At 72.7% G+C, this 19,513-nt stretch carries 20 protein-coding genes and 1 other RNA gene; 8 read left to right on the top strand and 13 right to left on the bottom strand.

All coding sequences use genetic code 11. The annotated features are described in order from the left end of the window. Positions 1-23: 23 nt before the first annotated feature. Positions 24-800 (bottom strand): class I SAM-dependent methyltransferase, encoded by a 777-nt coding sequence (locus DAI17_RS10465; RefSeq protein ID WP_234412432.1) that lies wholly within the window; start codon positions 798-800, stop codon positions 24-26. Positions 801-945: 145 nt separating this feature from the next. Here DAI17_RS10465 and DAI17_RS21525 point away from each other — a divergent pair, with 145 nt between their 5' ends. Continuing rightward, on the top strand, positions 946-2,574 hold the full coding sequence (locus tag DAI17_RS21525) for a LuxR C-terminal-related transcriptional regulator (protein WP_159081475.1): 1,629 nt from the start codon (positions 946-948) through the stop codon (positions 2,572-2,574). Positions 2,575-2,637: 63 nt separating this feature from the next. Here the strand turns inward: DAI17_RS21525 and DAI17_RS10455 are convergent, their stop codons facing one another. Both DAI17_RS10455 and DAI17_RS10450 read right to left on the bottom strand, forming a co-directional pair. Next, positions 2,638-3,303 (bottom strand): ArsR/SmtB family transcription factor, encoded by a 666-nt coding sequence (locus DAI17_RS10455; protein WP_107772859.1) that lies wholly within the window; start codon positions 3,301-3,303, stop codon positions 2,638-2,640. Next, positions 3,296-4,606, bottom strand: coding sequence for an MFS transporter (locus DAI17_RS10450; RefSeq protein ID WP_107772858.1), 1,311 nt, complete (start codon positions 4,604-4,606; stop codon positions 3,296-3,298). Before DAI17_RS10450 ends, DAI17_RS10455 begins: the two co-directional genes overlap by 8 nt. Positions 4,607-4,739: 133 nt before the next feature. On the opposite strand from DAI17_RS10450, the gene DAI17_RS10445 reads away from it, so the two are divergent. Next, positions 4,740-6,056 (top strand): NTP transferase domain-containing protein, encoded by a 1,317-nt coding sequence (locus tag DAI17_RS10445; RefSeq protein ID WP_107772857.1) that lies wholly within the window; start codon positions 4,740-4,742, stop codon positions 6,054-6,056. A 131-nt stretch (positions 6,057-6,187) separates the two neighbouring features. Continuing rightward, positions 6,188-6,589 (top strand): hypothetical protein, encoded by a 402-nt coding sequence (locus DAI17_RS10440; protein ID WP_107772856.1) that lies wholly within the window; start codon positions 6,188-6,190, stop codon positions 6,587-6,589. Positions 6,590-6,608: 19 nt separating this feature from the next. On the opposite strand, the gene rnpB is transcribed toward DAI17_RS10440, so the two are convergent. Together rnpB and map are read right to left on the bottom strand one after the other, a co-directional pair. Then, positions 6,609-6,969, bottom strand: an RNA gene (gene rnpB, locus DAI17_RS10435) — RNase P RNA component class A. Between the two features lie 43 nt (positions 6,970-7,012). Next, the gene (gene map / locus DAI17_RS10430) at positions 7,013-7,861 is read right to left on the bottom strand and encodes a type I methionyl aminopeptidase (protein ID WP_107772855.1); all 849 of its coding nucleotides are present in this window, start codon (positions 7,859-7,861) and stop codon (positions 7,013-7,015) included. Positions 7,862-7,884: 23 nt separating this feature from the next. Here map and DAI17_RS10425 point away from each other — a divergent pair, with 23 nt between their 5' ends. Together DAI17_RS10425 and DAI17_RS10420 are read left to right on the top strand one after the other, a co-directional pair. Then, positions 7,885-8,106, top strand: coding sequence for a hypothetical protein (locus DAI17_RS10425; protein ID WP_107772854.1), 222 nt, complete (start codon positions 7,885-7,887; stop codon positions 8,104-8,106). A 53-nt stretch (positions 8,107-8,159) separates the two neighbouring features. Continuing rightward, the gene (locus tag DAI17_RS10420) at positions 8,160-8,387 is read left to right on the top strand and encodes a hypothetical protein (RefSeq protein WP_107772853.1); all 228 of its coding nucleotides are present in this window, start codon (positions 8,160-8,162) and stop codon (positions 8,385-8,387) included. Between the two features lie 6 nt (positions 8,388-8,393). Here DAI17_RS10420 and DAI17_RS10415 read toward each other — a convergent pair whose 3' ends face one another. The 7 genes from DAI17_RS10415 to DAI17_RS10385 all read right to left on the bottom strand — a co-directional run bounded on the left by DAI17_RS10415 (position 8,394) and on the right by DAI17_RS10385 (position 15,131). Next, a complete protein-coding gene (locus DAI17_RS10415; protein ID WP_107772852.1) occupies positions 8,394-9,596 on the bottom strand; it encodes a PQQ-dependent sugar dehydrogenase in 1,203 nt (400 codons plus the stop codon). A 59-nt stretch (positions 9,597-9,655) separates the two neighbouring features. Next, on the bottom strand, positions 9,656-10,501 hold the full coding sequence (gene panB / locus DAI17_RS10410; RefSeq protein WP_107772851.1) for a 3-methyl-2-oxobutanoate hydroxymethyltransferase: 846 nt from the start codon (positions 10,499-10,501) through the stop codon (positions 9,656-9,658). Between the two features lie 106 nt (positions 10,502-10,607). Next, entirely contained in the window at positions 10,608-11,123 is a 516-nt protein-coding gene (locus DAI17_RS10405; RefSeq protein WP_159081474.1) for a hypothetical protein, read from the bottom strand. Between the two features lie 23 nt (positions 11,124-11,146). Further along, on the bottom strand, positions 11,147-13,012 hold the full coding sequence (locus DAI17_RS10400; RefSeq protein WP_107772849.1) for an alpha/beta hydrolase: 1,866 nt from the start codon (positions 13,010-13,012) through the stop codon (positions 11,147-11,149). After that, positions 13,009-13,335 (bottom strand): hypothetical protein, encoded by a 327-nt coding sequence (locus tag DAI17_RS10395; protein ID WP_107772848.1) that lies wholly within the window; start codon positions 13,333-13,335, stop codon positions 13,009-13,011. The genes DAI17_RS10400 and DAI17_RS10395 overlap by 4 nt, the downstream gene beginning before the upstream one ends. Then, positions 13,332-13,865, bottom strand: a complete 534-nt coding sequence (locus DAI17_RS10390; protein ID WP_107772847.1) for a hypothetical protein — start codon at positions 13,863-13,865, stop codon at positions 13,332-13,334. Before DAI17_RS10390 ends, DAI17_RS10395 begins: the two co-directional genes overlap by 4 nt. Positions 13,866-13,982: 117 nt before the next feature. Further along, entirely contained in the window at positions 13,983-15,131 is a 1,149-nt protein-coding gene (locus DAI17_RS10385) for an FkbM family methyltransferase (RefSeq protein ID WP_199905053.1), read from the bottom strand. 110 nt (positions 15,132-15,241) lie between these two features. Between DAI17_RS10385 and DAI17_RS10380 the strand changes: the two genes are divergently transcribed. The 3 genes from DAI17_RS10380 (at position 15,242) to DAI17_RS10370 (ending at position 18,188) form a co-directional block, all read left to right on the top strand. Beyond that, positions 15,242-17,287 carry an NAD(+) synthase gene (locus DAI17_RS10380; protein WP_107772846.1) on the top strand — a complete coding sequence of 682 codons (2,046 nt, stop codon included), beginning with the start codon at positions 15,242-15,244 and terminating at the stop codon, positions 17,285-17,287. An 84-nt stretch (positions 17,288-17,371) separates the two neighbouring features. Continuing rightward, a complete protein-coding gene (locus DAI17_RS10375; RefSeq protein WP_107772845.1) occupies positions 17,372-17,752 on the top strand; it encodes a hypothetical protein in 381 nt (126 codons plus the stop codon). A 34-nt stretch (positions 17,753-17,786) separates the two neighbouring features. Continuing rightward, positions 17,787-18,188 (top strand): hypothetical protein, encoded by a 402-nt coding sequence (locus tag DAI17_RS10370; RefSeq protein WP_107772844.1) that lies wholly within the window; start codon positions 17,787-17,789, stop codon positions 18,186-18,188. A 10-nt stretch (positions 18,189-18,198) separates the two neighbouring features. Here the strand turns inward: DAI17_RS10370 and DAI17_RS10365 are convergent, their stop codons facing one another. Then, positions 18,199-19,512, bottom strand: coding sequence for a sensor histidine kinase (locus DAI17_RS10365; protein WP_107772843.1), 1,314 nt, complete (start codon positions 19,510-19,512; stop codon positions 18,199-18,201). Between the last annotated feature and the right edge of the window lies 1 nt (position 19,513).

Genomic DNA, 19,513 nt, shown 5'->3' with positions numbered 1-19,513 from the left:
CTGCTGGCGGGCCGTTCGTGGCTCTAGGTCCCGTTTCGCCATGTCACGACCGTGAGCCCGCGAAGGGGGAGGGAGAGCCGGCCATCGGCGGCAACGTACGGTGCCAGCACCAGCCGCAGGTCGTTGACGATTCGGTCGTAGGCCTCGTCCGTGATCCGCGCCGCGAGCGGCGTCCCCTTGATCTCGATGGCGGCCAGGGCGTCGATGGACGGGAAGCGCGCGGTCCCGACGCGGCTTCGTGTCTCGATGACGAGCAGTCCCGCATCGTCGAGCGACCGGGTGAGCTCGGTGACGTCGCCGCAGGACCAGTACGTCGAGAGCAGGACCGCGGCGCCTGGGCCCGCGTGCCGCACCGCGACATCGACGAACGGCCCGTAACCCGGTTGCTCCGCCAGCCCCGCAAAGGTCAGCAACGCGACGGTGCCACCCGGTCGCACCACGCGCGCCATCTCGGCCAGCGCTCGCGGGAGGTCGGGGAAGAAGAACAACGCCGCCGAGCACACCACGATGTCGAACTCCGCATCTCGGAACGGCATCGCGGCGACGTCACCCTGCTGCCAGGTCAGCATGGGCGCCACGCGAGCCGCGACCTCGAGCATGGCCGGGTTCAGGTCGAGTCCGACCACCCGCCCGGAATCACCCACCCGCCGAGCAGCTTCGCGCGTGACCACTCCGGTCCCGCACGCCACGTCGAGCACCCGGTCGCCGTCCGAGATCGCGGCCGCGTCACACAGTCTGGGCGCCCATTCTCCGAACAGGGCCGGGACGAAGCGCGACTCGTACGCCTCGGCCTGCTCCACCGTGATCTGGAACGTCTCGGTCATCGGGACCACCTCCTCCCGCAAGACTGGAACGCGCCGCACGCACCCACATCGGTCAACTGACCCAAGAAGTGGCGCGATCCTGTGCCGCGTCCCCTGGTCGCGGGAACATGGAGACGTGACGGTGAGCGACGTGCTGGACGCCGTCCGCGAGGCTTCGGCTGCGGGCGAGTGGGACAGCGCGGTTCGCCTCGCCGAACAGGTGCCGCCCGGGCGGCGTTCTCCCGAGCTGCTCGAGGAGCTGGCCCGCGCGCATTGGTGGCGCGGCGATGTGCGCGCGAGCCTGCGGAGTCGGGACGAAGCATTCACCGGCTACCGCGATCGCGGTGACCGCGACGCTGCGGTGATGGTGGCCGTCGACCTCTGTGTCGTCTGGATGACCAACCTCGAGAACGAGGTCGCGGCGAGAGGCTGGGTGGCCCGGGCCCGGCGCTTGGTCGGCACGACGGATCAGGGCGTCGGCGGCTGGCTCACCCTGCTCGAGGGCTACCTCGCGTCCGATGCCGAGACCGGACATCAGTTGCTGGCACGGGCCCTCGATGTTGGCCGGGCCGGCGCCGACCGTGACCTGGAGCTGGTGGCGCTCGCCGACCTCGGGCTCGCCGCAGTCATGGCCGGGCAGGTCGACGAGGGGATGGCACTGCTCGACGAGGCGTTGGCCGGTGTGGTGGGTGGCGACTACCGGCGGCTCGAGACGTTCGTGTGGAACACGTGCAGCATGCTCGCCGCTTGTGCCACGGTCGGCGACCAGAGGCGGGCGGCGCAGTGGTGCCTGGCCGCCGACCGCTTCCAGGCCACCTATGGCTGCCCCTTCCTCCAAGCCCGGTGCCGCTCTCACTACGGGGCTGTGCTCGTCGGCTCGGGCCGCTGGCCCGAGGCCGAGGCGCAGCTCGTCCAGGCGCTGGCGATGGCCCAGGACTTGGGCCGGCAGCCGCACGTCGAGGCTCTGGCGGCACTTGCCGAGCTCCGGCTACGGCAAGGCAGCCCGGAGGCGGCGGACGCGTTGCTTGCGAGTGTGGAAGACACGTTGCCGGTGGCCGTCACGCTGGCCCGTCTGCACCTGGTCCAGGGCAACCCTTCCCGGGCCGTCTCTGTGCTGCGCGCCTGCCTGGACCGGATCGGGGACACCGGCCCGCAGTCCCATGCGGCGACCGCGATCCTGGTCGAGGCTCTGGTCGCCAGTCGCCGCCTCGAGGACGCGCGCCGGGTTGCTGAGCACCTGGGTCATGACGCCGAGGTGGCTTCCTACCCTCAGGCCAGTTCGCTGGCCGCCCGCGCGGCCGGGCTCGTCGCAGCTGCCGTTGGCGACCCGGCAGCGGCACGCCAGCACCTGTCCGCCGCGGTCCAGGGCTTCGTGCGACTGGACCTGCCGTTCGAGGCGGCCCGGACCCGCCTGGACCTCGCCCGCATCGTGGAGACGGACGACCCGGATCTCGCGGCCAGCGAGGCCTCGACCGCGCACGGGGTGCTCCAGCGTCTCGGCGCGATCACCGACGCCGACGCTGCTGCTGCGCTGCTGCGGCGCCTGGGCGTCGCCACGCGACCCGGGCCCCGCTCCGCGAACGCATTGACCACACGGGAGCGGCAGGTGCTGGAGCTGCTCGAGCTCGGCCTCAGCAATCCTCAGATCGCGGACCGACTCTGCCTGAGCCGGAAGACCGTGGCGCACCACGTGAGCAGCATCCTGACCAAGCTCGGACTGAGCTCGCGGGCCCAGGCCGCGGCCTGGGCAGCTCGGCGGACCGGCAGCTGACCAGCCGTCGAGCGTGGCGCGCGGTCGATGACGCCCGGGGACCTGCGACGTCGGGGTCGCCGGTCAGGCGGCGCCGGCCTCGATGGGTACACCGGCGAGACGCCACTCGAGGACCCCGTCGACGGCGCGGCTGGCTGCGAGCCCCTCGGCGTTGAGCAGTCGAACGGCGTCGTGAGCCAGGACGCAGTAGTGGCCGCGGCAGTAGGCGACGATCTCGTGGTTTCGGGGCAGCTCCCCGATCCGCGCGGCCAGCTCCTCGAGGGGGATGTGGATCGCTCCGGGGAGGTGGCCGGCGGCGTACTCCGGCTCGGGCCGGACGTCGAGGACGACGGCGTCACCGTCGGCGAGGCGGCGCATCAGCTCGTCGGTGTCCACGGCGCGGGTGTCCTCGGGGCCGAGGTAGGCGCGCCGGGCGAGCTCGGTGTGGGGGCGGTGCAGCTGCGCGACGCGCCGCAGATGGTCCCAGAGCCCGGCGATGTCGTCACCGACGAGGGAGTAGAAGATCCGCCTGCCGTCGCGCCGAGCCTCGACGACGCCGGCATCGCGCAGGGTCTGGAGGTGTGCGGAGCAGGTGCTCATGCCGAGGTCGGCCGCCTCGGCGAGGCCCTCGACGCTGCGGGGCCCCTGGATGAGGAGGTCGAGCAGCTCGAGCCGCTTGGGGTGGCCCAGCACCTTGCCGACCGCCGCGAACTGCGCGAACAGCGCGTCCTTGCTGGCCCGGTCACCCATCGTCGTCCGCCTGCCCGTCCGGCACCGGCGCGCGGTGCAGGGTCTCGTACATGCGCAGCGCGACCACGAGACCGGACGCGGCGGTGAGAGCGGCAACGGTCCACACGGCGGCTTCGACGCCCAGGGCGTCGGCCACCACGCCGGCGAGCAGCGCCCCGACCGCGAAGCCGCCGTCCCGCCACAACCGGTAGACCCCCACCGAGCGGGCACGCCATGCCGGGTGCGCCACGTCGCCGATCGAGGCCAGCAGCGTGGGGTAGACCATCGCGGTGCCGCCGCCGAGGAGCACTGCGGCGACGGCCCAGGCGGCGAACGAGTCCGCGAGCGCGATCAGCGCGAGGGCCAGGGCCTGCAGCCACATGCCGGAGGCGATCAGCCACTTCCGTCCCCACCGGTCGGAGAGGGCGCCGGTGAAGAGCTGCCCGACTCCCCACACCGCGGGGTAGAGCGCGGCGAGGATGCCGATCCTGCCGACCGAGAGTCCTGCGCCTGCGAACAGGATCGGGAGGAGGCCCCACGCGAGTCCGTCGTTGAGGTTGTTGACCAGGCCCGCCTGGCTGGCAGAGGAGAGGGCCGGCTCCTTGAAGCTGGTCTGCACGAACACCTGGCCGTCGGTCAGCCCTCCGTGGAGGTGGTCGTGCCTGCCGTCGGCGCGGGCGACGTGGCCGGCGGCCTCGAGGCGGGCGTGCTCGCGGGTCTCCTGCACGACCAGGGTCGACAGTCCGAGGCCGAGTGCGGCGAAGGCGATGCCGAGGAAGAAGGGCTCGGGACGCAGTCCGTAGGACTCCGCGACGTAGCCGGTGGCCAGTGCGGTGACCGCCACGGCGGCGTACCCGGCGGCCTCGTTGAGTCCCATCGCCAGGCCCCGTCGCGCCGGTCCCACGAGGTCGATCTTCATCACCACCGTGGTGGACCAGGTCAGGCCCTGGCTGACGCCGAGCAGCACGTTGGCGACGATGATCCAGGTCCACGACGGCGCCCAGATCAGCATGAAGGGGACCGGTACAGCGACGAGCCAGCCGGCCACGAGCACCGGCTTGCGGCCGAACCGGTCCGACCACGTGCCGGCGACGTAGTTGGTGGCGGCCTTGGACAGGCCGAAGGCCAGGATGAAGCTCAGCCCGGCGGTGTAGGCCGTGATCCCGAACTCCTCCTGGCCCAGGAGGGGGAGCACGGTGCGCTCCTGGCCGAGCATGCCGCCGACCAGGGCGTTGACCGCGACCAGCAGGCTGAACTGCGCGAGGTTCTGGCGGAGCCCGAGCTCGACACGAGTCCGGGGGGTTGCGACCGTGCGATGGCCCATGGGCACCTCCGGGGAGCGAGGAACTGACCCCCGCAATATTACGTCATTCCAAAGAACGATGGAATGTCGTGCAGGTGCTGCCCCGCAACCGAGCCCGGCGCGCGCAGGAGCGTGCTGACGCATACTGCGAGCCATGGACCCGCGCCCGGAGACCGAACCCCGGCCAAGGGTGACGACCGCGGTCGTGGTGACCGCGGAGTCGAAGCACCGGTCCCGCTCGCTCCAGCCGACGGTGCTGCGGCGGGTGGGCGGCGTGACCCTGCTGGACCGCACGGTCAAGGTGCTGCGCGAGGCAGGAGTGACCCGGATCGTGGTGGTGGCCGGCTACCGGAGCGAGGACGTGGCGGCGACCATCCACTCCCACGGACTCCCGGTCGAGCTGGTGGTCGACCCCGACTGGCAGCAGGGCACGTCGACGTCGGTGGTGGCCGGCCTCCGGCAGGTCGAGGAGGACCGGTGCCTGGTGGTCATGGGCGACCACGTGTTCGAGGCCGACGACGTACGGCGGCTGATGGCTGCACCGGGCCGCAACGTGCTGGCCGTCGACCGTGACCCCCAGCGTCAGGTGGGCGGCCTGGGAGGGGTGCCCCCGGTCCGGGTGCGGACCGCCGCCGACGGCCGGCTGCTCGAGCTGGCAGCCGACCTGAAGGAGTACGCCGCGGTCGACGCCGGCCTCAGCTCCGTCCATGTCGCCGACGTCCTGGCCGCGACCGCCGACGCACCAGCAATGCCGTGGGCCGCCGTGCGGCGGCGGATGCTCGACCACGGCCTGGAGATGACCACCTGCGACTTCACCGGGCTCTGGGCGGCCGTCGACACACCCGAGGGAGTGCGGGCCCTGGAGCGGGTGATGTGGCACCGGTACGGTCCGAAGCCGAGCGACCAGATCATCGCCCGGACCGTCAACCGGCGGATCTCGGGGCCCCTGACCCGCCAGCTGCTGCGGACCGGGCTCAGCCCGCACGTGGCCACGTTGCTGGCCTTCGCCACCACGCTGCTCGCGGCCGGCCTGATCGCGGTCGGCGACCGGTGGGCGATGGCCGCGGGCGGGCTCGGCGTCCTGCTCGGCTCCGCCCTCGACGGCGTCGACGGCGAGCTCGCGCGAGTGAGTGGCCGGGCCTCGCGCCGCGGCGCCGCGCTGGACACGCTGCTGGACCGTTACGCCGACCTCGCCGTGGTGGTCGGCCTGGTCATCGGCGCCGGCCACACGGAGACCGCCTGGGCCTGGGGGTTCGCCGCTGGGTGCGGCTGCCTGCTGATCTCCTACGTCCACGCGGTGGGCCGCGACACCGACGTGCGGTTGCTCTTCCGGCGCGAGGTCCGGCTGCTGATCTTCGCCCTGGCAGCGATCAGCGGCCTACCGCTGTGGGGGCTGGCGGTCGTCGCCGTCGCCGCCAACCTCGACACGGCGCGCGGCGTGGTGCTGCTCCTGCGCGCGATGCACACCTGATGCCCGCGTGGTGACGGACCACCCCTTTGTCCGCTGCATTTCCTGGAACGCCGGTCCACAGGGCACGCTAAGTCGCACCCACAGCGCTGCCCGGCGGGCCGGCGTACGTCCCCAACCCCCTGGGAGAAGGCATGAGCAACACCACGCACACCTACGACGAGGCGCGTCCCGGCACGAGCTCCGACGGCGTCGCCGAGGCATCTCCGTCGGCGGTCCGCCTCCTGGAGATGACTGCCCGCGACACCGAGCAGTGGCGCGCCGAGGCGAGGAGCGAGGCGGAGGCCGTGGTGGCCGCGGCCCGCGAGGAGGCCGAGGGCCTCAGGGAGTCGGCGCGGAGCGAAGCGGCCGAGATCGTGAACGACGCACGCGCCGAGGCCTACCGCGTGCGCGAGGAGACGACCGGGCTCCGCAAGCGCCACGACGAGGAGATCGCGCAGCTGCAGCAGGTCGCGTCCGAGCACAAGGAGCAGCTGCGGCGCCACCTCACCGAGATGCTCGACCGGGTGGAGTCGACCCCGGGAGCCGGCGAATGATCGTCGTAGGGGCCGGGGGCGAATGGGCTGGCCTGTAGGCCGGGTTCTGTCCGCCTGACGGCGGGGCGACCATCCATCTAGGAGAGCCGTTGCCGACTCCCTCGAGCGATCTACCCGTGTGCTCGGGCGGGCCGCCCTCGGACACACACTGCTCGATCTTGCTCCGGGTGGGGTTTACCTAGCTGCTCCGGTCACCCGGAGCACTGGTGGTCTCTTGCACCACCGTTTCACCCTTGCCGCTCCCCGTGGGGAGCGGCGGTCTGTTTTCTGTGGCACTGTCCCGCGGGTTGCCCCGGATGGCTGTTGGCCATCACCCTGCCCTGTGGAGCCCGGACCTTCCTCGGTCCCCGTGAGGGGAACGCGGTCGCCCGGCCAGCCCATTCGCAAGGTCGAGCATGGCAGAGCGGCCCGGGCCCGGGCCAGTCAGGGCAGGGTCAGGACCTCGGCGCCGGTCGGGGTGACGAGCAGGGTGTGCTCGAACTGGGCGCTGCGCCGGCCGTCCCGGGTCACGGCGGTCCAGCCGTCGTCCCACATCTCCCACTCGTGCGTGCCGAGGTTGAGCATCGGCTCGATCGTGAAGGTCATGCCGACCCGGATCTCGTCGTCGAAGCGCGGGTCGTCGTAGTGCGGGACCACCAGGCCGCTGTGGAACGACGTACCGATGCCGTGGCCGGTGAACTCGCGGACCACGCCGTAGCCGAAGCGGCGAGCGTAGGCCTCGATGACACGGCCGACGACGTTGATCCGGCGACCGGGCTGCACGGCCTTGATCGCCCGGTCCAGCGCCTCGCGGGTCCGCTCGACGAGCAGGCGGGACTCCTCGTCGACGTCGCCGGCCAGGAACGTCGCGTTGGTGTCGCCGTGCACGCCGTCGAGGAAGGCGGTGATGTCGATGTTGACGATGTCGCCGTCCTCGACGACCCGGGCGTCCGGGATGCCGTGGCAGACCACCTCGTTGACGCTCGAGCACAGCGACTTGGGGAAGCCTCGGTAGCCCAGCGTGGAGGGGTAGGCGCCGTGGTCGCAGAGGAACTCGTGCCCGATGCGGTCGAGCTCGTCGGTGGTGATCCCGGGGGCCACGTGCGAGCCGACCAGGTCGCGTGCCTGGGCGGCCAGCCGGCACGCGGCACGCATCCGCTCGATGGTCTCGGCGTCCTTGACCTCGCTGCCCTCGAAGGGCGTGGGCGCCGGCCGGTCGACGTACTCGGGACGGGGGATGGAGGCGGGGACGGCACGACGCGGCGAGATCGCCGCCGGGGCTAGGGCTGGCACGGGCGCGAGTGTAGTTTCTGGCCATGAGCGACTCGGAGTACTGGTACTGCCTGACCCACAAGACGGTCGAGGGGCGCGACGGCTGCCGCAACTCCGACCGACTCGGCCCCTACGCCTCCGCCGCGGAGGCGGGTCGTGCGCTGGAGAAGGTCGAGGAGCGCAACGAGGAGTGGGACAACGACCCCAACTGGAACGACGACGGTCCCGGTTCCGGTGCCGATGACGACGGGACGCCGAGCAGCTGAGCGCTCCCGGACCCGCTCCGCGTGACATCGCCTCACCGTGGGCGTTCGCGGGGATGATCGGGCTCGCGGCGGTGTTCTTCCTGCTCGCCGCGACGCCGACCGTCGTCGCCGCCCCGTGGTGGGTGACCGCCCTGCTGCTCGCGACGTGGACGGTCGCCCTGGTCCAGGGCTGTCGCTGGTTCGTACGCCGCCCGCGCGCGGTGGTCGTGCTGCCGGCGCTGCTCGCGGTGGGGTGGTTCGCGGTGGTGCTCGGCGGGGCGCGCTGGCTCGACTGGGGCTGAGGAGCGTCAGCGCGGCGAGACGCGCAACACCCTGTCGTTGCCCCCGTTGCTGGTCGTGACCAGCAGGTCGCCGTCGGGGAGACGGGTCACCGAGCGCAGGCGGCCGTGGCGCCGCAGCGCGCCCGGCGTCCACTCCCGCTGCAGGCGGAGCCGGTCGTCGAACCGGAGGAACAGCATCCGCTCGCCCCCCAGGGCCGCGACGGCGAGCGTGCCGTCGTACGCGCCCCAGCGGCTGCCCTCCACCCACGCGGCGCCCGAGGTGGCGATGGTGGGGTTGCCCGAGCTCCAGATCGCCTCGGTCTGCTGGCCGGGCAGCGACTGGTCGGTCATCGGCACGCTCTCGTCGTAGCCGGGCCCGGGCTGCCAGCCGAAGTCGGCGCCGGGGGAGAGGGCGTTGACCTCGTCGTCGCGGTAGGACCCGTGCTCGACGCTCACCACCGACCCGTCCGACGGACGCTGGGCCAGTCCCTGGACGTTGCGGTGGCCGAAGGTCCACACGAGCCGCTGACGGGGGTCGGCCGCGTCGGCGAACGGGTTGCCGGGCAGCGCCCGGCCGGTGCGCCGGTGGACGCGGAGCACCTTGCCGCCGAGCGACGTCAGGTCGCGCGGGTTGCCGGCGTCGGCGGCGTCACCGGTGCCGACGTACAAGGCCTTGGACCCCGAGTCGAGCAGCACGCGGCAGCCGCCGTGCCGCCCGCTGGTGACAGGCAGGCCGGTGACGACGTGGCGCACCAGGCTGGCCCGGCGTGCGTTGCCGCTGAGCTTCCACAGCGAGACGCGGACGTCGCGGCCGCCGCCGGCCCGCCACCCCTGGCAGGTCCAGAACCGACGCGTCCGGTCGAAGGCCGGGTCGACGGCAAGCGACATCAGGCCGGTCTCGCCGCTCACCCAGACCTTCTTCCGGGGGAATCGGACGGTACGCCGCTCGCCCTTGCGCACCACGCTGAGCCGGGCGCGGTCGCGCTCGGTGACGAGGAGCCGCCCGCCGCCGATGGGCTGGACGTCCCACGGGTTGGCGAGCCCGCCGACGACCGTGCGCACCCGGAGCCGCGGTGCGCTGGCGCGGGCGTCGGGCGCCTCGGCCTGGATGGGGGCGAAGCCGCCGGGGGCCTCACCCGCCGCCACCGGCGCCACGGGGCCGAGCGTGCCGAGCCCGAGGGCGACGGCCACGGCGAGGACGGTGGGTCGACCGGCACGGCGAGGCGTCATGGCGCGACGCTACGCGCTGGCCGGGCGGACCGCGAGGGGCAGCAGCCCGCCCCGCGCCGCTAGAAGGTGTGCTCGGGCCCGGGGAAGGTGCCGCCGCGGACGTCGTCGGCATAGGCGCGTGCGGCCTCGAGGAGCACGCCGTGGACGTCGGCGTACTGCTTGACGAAGCGGGCCATCCGGCCGGTCCGCAGCCCGAAGGCGTCCTGCCACACCAGCACCTGTCCGTCGCAGCCGTTGCCGGCGCCGATGCCGATGGTCGGGATGGCCAGCTCCTTGCTCACCTGCTCGGCGACGTCGCCGGGCACCATCTCCATGACGACGGCGAAGGCTCCGGCCTCCTGGACGGCGCGGGCGTCGGCGAGCACCCGGTCGGCCGCGTCGCCGCGGCCCTGGACGCGGTAGCCGCCCAGGGTGTGCTCGCTCTGCGGGGTGAAGCCGATGTGGGCCATGACGGGGATGCCGCCGCGGGTGCACGTGGAGATGACCGGGGCCATCTCGGCACCGCCTTCGAGCTTGACGGCGTGGGCGCCGGCCTCCTTCATGAAGCGGACGGCGGTGAGGTAGCCCTGCTCGGGGCTGGCCTGGTAGCTGCCGAAGGGCAGGTCGCCGACCACCATCGCGCGGCTGACGCTGCGCGCGACCGCGCGGGTGAGGGGGAGGAGCTCGTCGACCGTGACGGGCAAGGAGGTCTCGTTGCCGTAGACGTTGTTGGACGCCGAGTCGCCCACGAGCAACAGGTCGATGCCGGCCTCGTCGAAGGTGGCGGCGGTGTACATGTCGTAGGCGGTGAGCATGGTGATCTTGTCGCCGCGCTCCTTCATCTCCCGCAGGTGATGGGTGCGGACCTTCTTGACCGGTGCGGCCTGCGGGGCCCCGGTGCCGTACGGCGCGGTCTCTTCGCTCATGGTGCTCTCCTCTTGACATCTCGCGGCTCCCCGATGGAGTCCACGGACCACCAGTCAGGCTAGTGCGGTCTCGCGGGTAGGGCGCTGTGGCGCCGGTCACGCGCTGTCACCGGACGTAGGTGAGGTAGTCCTCGGCGGGGGCGCTCTCGGCGAAGTCGTCGCCGTCCTGGATCCCGCTGCTCCCGATGCGGATGTTGAGCCCCGACCCCTTCTTCTCGGCCGTGAGCAGCGACGCCTCGACGGTGACCGAGACGTTGCCCTTGGTCCCGGTGACGCGCTTGCGCTCGTCGTCCGCCTCGACCGTGTAGCCGTGCTCGACCAGGACGGTCTCGACCGCCGCCAGCGACTCGGTCATCGTGCCGGACGGCTTCACGATGGCTCCGCTCGCGACGTAGTCCCAGATGCCGAAGCCGCCCCGCTCGGAGAACGTCGCCAGCATGCCGTTGACCTCTCCGCCGACCTGGCCGAGGAGGTCCGGCAGCAGGGCCTTGGCCTCGCCGTCCATCTCGGCCTTGACGGTCTCGGCGTCCGGCTCGCTCCCCTCGGTGGCACCAGAGCCGGCGTCCGAGGTGCAGGCGGACAGGAGGAGCAGCACGGCCAGCCCGAGCAGGATGCGCGTCATGCCGGCCACCCTAGGTCGTGACGTCATCGCCACAGGTCCTGGAAGTCGTCGACCCGGTCACCGACCCAGTCCCGGCCGCCGTCGTAGGCGTCCTCGATCTCCCGGAGGGACTCGTCGACCTCCCTCTCCACCTGGTGGACGACCTCGTCCTCGGCCCAGTCGAGGGCCATGTCGTTGGCGTCCTGGGTCCGGCCATCCGTGACCTCGGGCTCGTCGCCGCGGACGATCGCGGCCAGGTTGTCGAGGGACTCGCGGTTGGTCTCCGGGTTGAAGTAGGACGTGTGGTTCTCGACCCCCTGGCCGATGGTGTCGGCGTGGAACTCCTCGCCGGGGGCCACCGGGAAGACGGTGGCGCCGAAGTCCTCCTGGGCGGGGTCGCGCCCCATGCCGAGGTCGCCGTCACGGCCGAGCCAGGTGACGAAGTCGTTGTCGGCGGACCCGACGTAGACCCTGCCCTCGCGCATGCCCAGGTCGCGCACGCTGTCGACGTCGTCGCCGCCGGCGCCGGGGCTGCCGATGAGGGTGAGGGAGTCGGCGTCCAGGCCGTGGTCATGGGCGGCGTGGGCCGCGGTGGTCGAGCCGTAGCTGTGGCCGATGACCGAGAGGTGCGACTGATCCCCCTCGTCGCTGGCGCGCAGTCCGTCGACGAAGTCGGCGAGCAGGGCTCCGCCGGCAATGGCCTTGTCCTCCCGGACGACGCTGCCCATGTCGACCCCGTCGCCGGGCCAGTCCAGGGCGTCCTCCGGGTTCCAGCTCGGGGCGTCGTAGCCCATCCACGCGATGGCCGCGGCGGACTCGCCGTTGCGGATGGCCTCGAGGTAGAGCGTGTAGGCGTCGCGACCCTGTCCGGCGATGTTGGTTCCGTCGTTGGTGATGCCCGGGACGATGACGGCCGTGTTGTCGGCGGTGTCGGGGTCTCCGTAGCTGACCGCCACCGCGCCGTCGCCACCGAAGGCACCCGGTTGATAGACGAGCAGGTTGACGTCGACGGGGTCCGCGACGCCGTCGCCGTCGAGGTCGGGCAGCCCCGTCGTGTCCGGGATGGCGAGCGACTCCTCCGCGGCCCGGGCCCGGTCGAGCAGCCGCTGCTCGGCCTTGGTCAGCTCCTCCCCGGCCTTCTGCTTGACGGCGAGGTTGTCGAGGTCGCGGTCCAGGGAGGTGCGGTTGGCCTCGTCCCGTTCACCGGTGGGGATGCCGTTGGTGTTGCCGACCAGGTCGGGGTCGCTGATCTTCAGCGCCTCCTGCTCGGCCTTGGTGAGGTACTTCCACCAGTCGTTGATGGCGTCCGGGTCGCCGCCGAGCGCCGTCAGCTCGGCGCGCAGCGCTGCGACGTCGGTCCGGTCGCGGGCCTCCGCGTCGGCGCCCTCACCCGTGGTGTCGACGGCCTGGAAGGCGGCGATGAGCCGGTCCTCGGCGGCGGTGACGTCGTCCCAGAAGGCGGTGATGTCGTCGACGAGCCGGTCCGCCCGCCGCTGGAGGGCGTGGGCCTCGGCCTCGAGGGCCGCGACGTCGTCGGCCGTCGATCGGCCGATCCAGGCGTGCAGGTCGTCGATGTCCTGGTTGAGGGCGCTGCGCCGGGAGACGAGGCGCTCGCGGTCGGCGGTGAGCTGGACGACCCGGTCGACGTAGCGATCACAGGCGGTGACCACGCGGGCGAACGCCGCCGTGGCGGCGGAGGCGTCCCTGGCGTAGCCCGTCATCGCGTGGTCGGCCGCCTCGGCGGCGCCGCCGGTCCAGTCGTCGGGGGCCCCGTGCGCCGTCATCCACTCGGCGACGTCCGACGTGGTCGTGGCCGTGGACCGCAGGCCGGTGGTGACCGCCGACGCGGCCGGGGTCGCGTCCATCTCGGCGATGGCCGCGACGTGGGCGGGGACCATGATCGTGGTCATCGCGGGCCCACCGTCGGGGAGACGTTGCGGTCGGCCCAGGTCAGCAACCGCTGGCTGCGCTCGACGACGTCCTGGTCGGACTGCTGGAAGAGCAGGCCGGCGTCCCGCAGTGCCTCGGCGTGGTTGCCGGCAGCGTCCTCGAGGCGCTTGACCTCCTTCTCCCAGGCATCGATGAACGCTTGGGCCGCGGGCTGCACCCGGGCACCGAGGAGGGAGGCGTCGACCTCGCCGAGGGACTTGCGACCGCCCCGCACGACCTCGCCCTGGTCCTCCCACGCCTGGGCGGAGCTGCGCAGCGCCTCGAGGTAGACGAAGAGGGTCATGGCCGGCTCCCCGTCGTGGACCGGAGCTCGGCCTGGAGGTCTGCGTGCAGCTCGGCCGGGACGTGGAGCGGGTCGCTCGTGATGGTCACCGACACCGTGTCGCCAGCTGCGCGGGCGATGAGCTCGAACGGTCCGGCCACGCCGCGCACCCGTGGGGAGCCGTCGGCGGCGGGGCGGGGGTCCCAGCCGAGGTGGACGAGGGTGTTGGCCAGTCGCCGCAGGAGCTGGACGGCACTCTCCTCGCCGAGGTCGCCGTAGCCGGCAGCGGTGACCCAGCGGCGTACCTCCGGGTGCTCCTGGCTCCACCAGTAGTCGGTGCGCGCCGTCGGCTCGCGGTCGAGCCGCTCGCTCAGGATGGCCAGGACGCGCCCGGCGTGCTGCATGCGGGCGAGGCACTGCGCGCGGGTGGCGCTCGGCTCGGCGAGCGGCGCGACCGGGGGCAGCAGCACGATGTCGACGTCGGGGTGCCGCTCGCGCAGCTCGCGCATCATCGGGTCGGCCAGGGCCGGGTCAGGTGGGAGCGAAGCCATGGCCTCCTTGTTCCGCAGGAGCCCGCGCGCCAAACCCGGTCTGTGGCGCCTGTGGAAGCGGGCTGCTGGTGCTGCTGCTGGGGCGGGACGGGGTCGCCCATCGGCCGGACCGTGGCCTCACGGGCGGTGCCTGGAGAGGCGCCGCACCCGGCGCGACACCCCCTGACGGACGCGCGTCAGACGGGGGCGTCCGGAGCCTGAGGCAAGCTCCGCGCGGAGACGCTGTCTGTCCCGGCGCAGGCGCGCCACCCTGCGGCGTAGGCGACGCACCTCCTCCCGCGCCCGAGCGGTCTCTGCGCGCTCGAGCTCGGCGGCGATGTCGGCCGCCCGCCGGTCCGCCAGCGCGCGGGCCAGGTCGTGCTCGAGCTCGCCGAACAGCGAGTCGCGGGCACGCGCGTGACTGATGCTGACGGTCAGGTCACGATCGCGGTCGTCGAACGACACGGCGATGAGACCGTCGCCGCTGAAGGACTCGCTGACGGAGTGCTCTGCGATGACGTGGGCGCCCGCCTCGAGGAGGAGCGTGAGCGCCGCCTGGTGCGTGAGGGCGTCGCCGGAGATGGTGTGGTGGTGTGTCGAGACGATGAGGAACCGGACGCGGCCGGCGCGCAACGTCTCCACCGCACGCTCCAGCAGCACGGTCTCGTAGCCCTGGATGTCCGCCAGCACCAGGTCGACGTGGTCCAGGCCCGCGAGCGCCATGAGCGAGTCCAGGTCGAACTGGGGGGTGGAGCGGCGCACGCCGTCGCTCTCCGCGAGGAACTCGATCTCCTCACCGGGTGAACCGCCGACTGCGCCGTCGACGAAGGTGACCCGGTCCGTGAAGCCGTTCAGCTCGGCGTTGAGACGGCCGACGGCCATGTAGGCCGGGTCGGGCTCGAGGGCGACGACGCGGGCTCGCGGCGCGACGTGGCACAGCCAGAGCCCGTAGTAGGTCCAGAAGCTGCCCAGCTCGATCATCGTCGGCTCCGGGGTGTCCGACACGAGGTGCCGCAGGACGGCGTCGAACACGACCTCCTCCTGCGGCTCGTGGTGACCCTGGAGGCACCGGATGATCTCCGCCATCCAGTCCCCGAAGTAACCGCCCTCGCGGACGAGCAGACCGTTGTGCATCACCTGGACCCGGTGGCCGCGGTGGTCGCGACTCTCACCGGCACCGGGGACCTTGGGAAGCGAGTCGGTGTCTCGACAGGACAGGGTCTGCACGACGCGACCGGTGATCGCCGGGTCGAGGTCGGCCAGCCGGGGCTCGGGGTGGGTGGTCACGTCGGACACCGTAGTCCGACGGGATGTCGGATCCTCCGACCACCGACGGCTCGCCGAGCGCCCACCTGTACGGGCGGGGCGGGGGAGGTCGTCACCCTAGAGTGAGGCGCGTGGACTTCTACTCCGCCTACGCCCAGGGCTTCGCGCGCGTCGCGGCCATCACCGTGCCGGTCGCGCTGGCTGATCCGGTTGCCAACGCCGAGCGGGTGATCGCGGAGGCGCGACGCGCGCACGACGAGCACGTCGCGGTCGCGGTGTTCCCCGAGCTGGGGCTGAGCGGCTACGCCATCGACGACCTGTTCCTCCAGGACACGCTGCTCGACGGCGTACGACGCGCGATCGACGAGGTGGTCGCGGCGAGCGCCGACCTGCTCCCGGTCCTCGTGGTCGGGGCACCGCTGGTCCGGGGCAACCGCGTCTACAACTGCGCGGTCGTCATCCACCGGGGCGAGATCCTGGGGGTGGCGCCCAAGTCGTACCTGCCGAACTACCGCGAGTTCTACGAGCGGCGGTGGTTCGCGCCGGGCGACGACACGCACGGCGAGTACATCGAGGTCGGGGGAGCGGAGGTCCCGTTCGGCCCCGACCTCATCTTCCGCGCGACCGACGTCGCCGGGCTGGACCTGCACGTGGAGGTGTGCGAGGACTTCTGGGTGCCGATCCCGCCGAGCGCGGAGGCCGCGCTGGCCGGCGCGACCGTCCTGGTCAACCTGAGCAGCAGCCCGATCACCGTCGGGCGGGCCGAGGACCGGCGGCTGCTGGTCCGCAGCGCCAGCTCGCGCTGCTCCGCGGCGTACGTCTATGCGGCCGCGGGCCAGGGCGAGTCGACCACCGACCTGAGCTGGGACGGCCAGACGCTGGTCTACGAGTGCGGTGACCTGCTGGCCGAGGGCGAGCGGTTCCCGGCCGACGCGGTGCACACGGTGACGGACGTCGACCTCGATCGCATCCGCCAGGAGCGGCTGCGGCAGGGGTCCTTCGACGACAACCGTCGGGGTGTCGGGTCCCGCCCGTTCCGGGTCGTCGAGCTCGAGCTGCGCCCGCCGGGCGGCGACATCGGGCTGCGACGCAAGGTCGACCGGTTCCCCTTCGTGCCCGACGACCCCGAGCGGCTCGCGCTCGACTGCTACGAGGCCTACAACATCCAGGTCTCGGGGCTCGAGCAGCGGATCGTCGCGATCGGTGCGCCCAAGGCCGTCATCGGCGTCAGCGGCGGCCTGGACTCCACCCACGCGCTGATCGTGGCCGCCAAGGCGATGGACCGCCTCGGCCGTCCCCGCAGCGACATCCACGCCTTCACGATGCCCGGCTTCGCCACCGGCGCGAGCACCAAGTCCTACGCCACCCGGCTCAGCAAGGCCCTCGGCGTGACGTTCGAGGAGATCGACATCCGGCCGGCGGCCGAGCAGATGCTCGACGACCTCGACCACCCCTACGCCCGCGGCGAGAAGGTCTACGACGTCACCTTCGAGAACGTGCAGGCAGGACTGCGCTACGACTACCTCTTCCGGCTGGCCAACCACCGCGGCGGCATCGTCGTCGGCACCGGCGACCTCAGCGAGCTCGCGCTCGGCTGGTGCACCTACGGCGTGGGCGACCAGATGTCGCACTACTCGGTCAACGCCGGGGTCCCCAAGACCCTCGTGCAGCACCTCATCCGCTGGGTCATGTCGCACGGCGAGTTCGACGAGGACACCAACGAGGTCCTCGGCGAGATCCTCACCCAGGAGATCACCCCCGAGCTCGTGCCGACCGAGGAGGGCAGCAAGCCGCAGGCGACCGAGGACTCGGTGGGCCCCTACAACCTCCAGGACTTCACGCTCTTCCACGTCGTACGACGCGGGCACCGGCCCAGCAAGATCGCCTTCCTCGCCTGGCACGCCTGGCGCGACGTGGCGGCGGGCGAGTGGCCGCCGGGCTTCCCCCAGGACGCCCACGTGGCCTACGACCTGCCGACCGTCAAGCGGTGGCTCGAGGTGTTCGTGAAGCGGTTCTTCGCCAACCAGTTCAAGCGCTCGGCGCTGCCCAACGGCCCCAAGGTCAGCGCCGGCGGCACGATGAGCCCGCGCGGCGACTGGCGGATGCCGAGCGACGCCAGCGCCGCGGCGTGGCTGGCCGAGCTCGCCGGCGTGCCCGACGAGGACCCGCGGCCTTAACCCCGCCTTAGCAGTCGCATGGTTCGCGCTTAGCGACTCCTCGACGAGTCTCCTCCGTGTCACCCCGACCGAAGGAGAACCGCAGTGAACCGCACCAGGATCATCATCGCGACCGTCGTGGCCCTCGTCGTCGTCGCCGGCGTCGGCGGCCTCGTCTGGTGGCAGACCGGCGACGACGAGGTCCGCCGGGCCGGGTCGTGCGACGGGGCGTCGTACACCCTCGAGCGCGAGCGCGAGGACGACACCACGGAGGTGTCGTTCGAGGTGCAGGCGAGCGCGCCCGGGGAGACCTGGGAGGTCCGTATCGAGCAGGGCGACGAGGTGCTCGTCGAGGGCACCCGCACCACCGACGAGGACGCCGAGATCGACGTCGACGCCTACGTCGCGCAGGACGCGACGGGCGACATCACCGCCTCCGCCACGCAGGACGACAGGACCTGCACCGCCACCATCACCGCCGGCTGACCGCGGTCCCCACCAACGCCGTCAAGGAGATCCCATGAGCACCACCACCCGCATCACCGTCCTGACCGCCGCCGCGACCCTCGTCGCCGCGCCCCTGACCCTGGCCGTCGTCGCGCCCGCCCACGCCGACGTCGACCGCAACGGCGCCTGCGGCGCCGGCCGCTACGAGCTGAGCGTCGACCGGGAGCGGCGCGCGGGCCAGCGGGGCTTCGAGGTCGACGCCGGGCTGGAGGGCGTGGCGCCCTACTCGCGCTGGACCTTCGTGCTGCGCCACGACGGCAACCGCGTCCTGGAGGTCACCCGCACCGCCGACGACGAGGGCGACGTCGACGTCGACGCGTTCCGCCGCAACAGCGCCGGCAAGGACCGCTTCTCCGTCCGCGCCACCCAGGTCGGCGGCACCACGAGCTGCGGCGCCAGCATCACGGTCCGCTGACCAGCAGCACTCAGGCGGGTGGTCCCAGCTCCACGACCACCCGCCCGCCGCCGGCGGGCGACGTGCCGACGACCAGGCCGCCACCGGACTCGGTGGCGGTCCGGTCCGCGATCGCGAGCCCCAGCCCCGTCGAGTCGGCGCCGCTCTGCCCCCGACGCACCACGTCGACCCCGGCCGGGAAGCCGGGCCCGGCGTCGTCCACGGTGAGCACGAGCCCGCCGCCGTCCTCGCGGGGGGCCACCGTCACGGAGACAGCGGTCCCCTCGGGCGTGTGCGTGAACACGTTGTCGAGCAACACGTCCACCAGCGCCTCCAGGTCCGGGCGGCTCGCGTGCACGACGACCTCCGCCCCCGGCGGTGCCGTCACGGTGAAGGCGCGACCCTGGTCCTCGGCCAGCGGCGCCCAGAACGCCGCCCGGTCGGCCAGCACGGCGACGGCCGGGGTGCCGGCCACCAGCCCCTCCCGCTCGGAGCGCCGGGCCTCGTCGACGACGTGGTCGACCATCACCTGGAGCCGGTCGAGGTCGTCGGAGAGCCGGGCCCGGTCGTCGCCGGCCGGCAGCGCGTCGATGCGCAGCCGCAGCGCCGTGATCGGCGTACGGAGCCGGTGGGAGAGGTCGGAGACGGCCTCGCGCTCCCGGTCCAGCAGCAGCTCGATGCGCCCGACGAGGCGCTGGAGGACCTCGCCGAGGTCGCGGACCTCGCGCGGTCCCGACGGCTCCGGGGGAGGGGTACGCCGGTCGCCCAGGGCCTGCGCGTAGGTGGCGAGCCGGCCGATCGGCTGGACGAAGGACCGCCCCACCCGGTCGGCGATCAGCAGTGCGCCCAGCAGCAGCACCAGGCCCAGCCCGGCGAGGACGAGGTAGGCCAGCGTCGTCGGGCCGGACGTCAGCCCGGGTTCGGGCACGAACACCCGGATGACCGGGGTGCTGGCGGCGCTGCCCGACGAACCGCCCAGGGAGACTGGCACCAGGATCTGGGCGCCGCCGTCCACGTCGTCGACCCGCGCCTGCCCGGTCTCGCGGGCCTGCCGGACCCGCGCATCCTCTCCCGGCTGCGGGCCGATGTCGGTGCGGTCGCCCGGGTAGAGCACGGTCGTGACGGTGTCGGACGCGGCGTTGATGCGGGCCAGGTAGACCGCCACGTCCCCGTCGTCGTCGCCGGCACCCGACACCACCGACTCGGTCGCCTGAACCTCCAGCGCGGCACTGGCCAGCCGGTCCTCCAGCGCGTAGTCGCGCAGCAGGATCGCCATCGGCACCAGCATCGCCAGCAGCACCATCGCGACGGCCGAGGCCACGGTCAGGATCAGGCTGCGCCGCACG

Source organism: Nocardioides sediminis (genome assembly GCF_003047295.1).
Taxonomy (GTDB): Bacteria; Actinomycetota; Actinomycetes; order Propionibacteriales; family Nocardioidaceae; genus Nocardioides; species Nocardioides sediminis.
The sequence above is the reverse complement of the archived record's forward strand: the minus strand, read 5'-3'. Positions and strand labels throughout refer to the sequence as shown.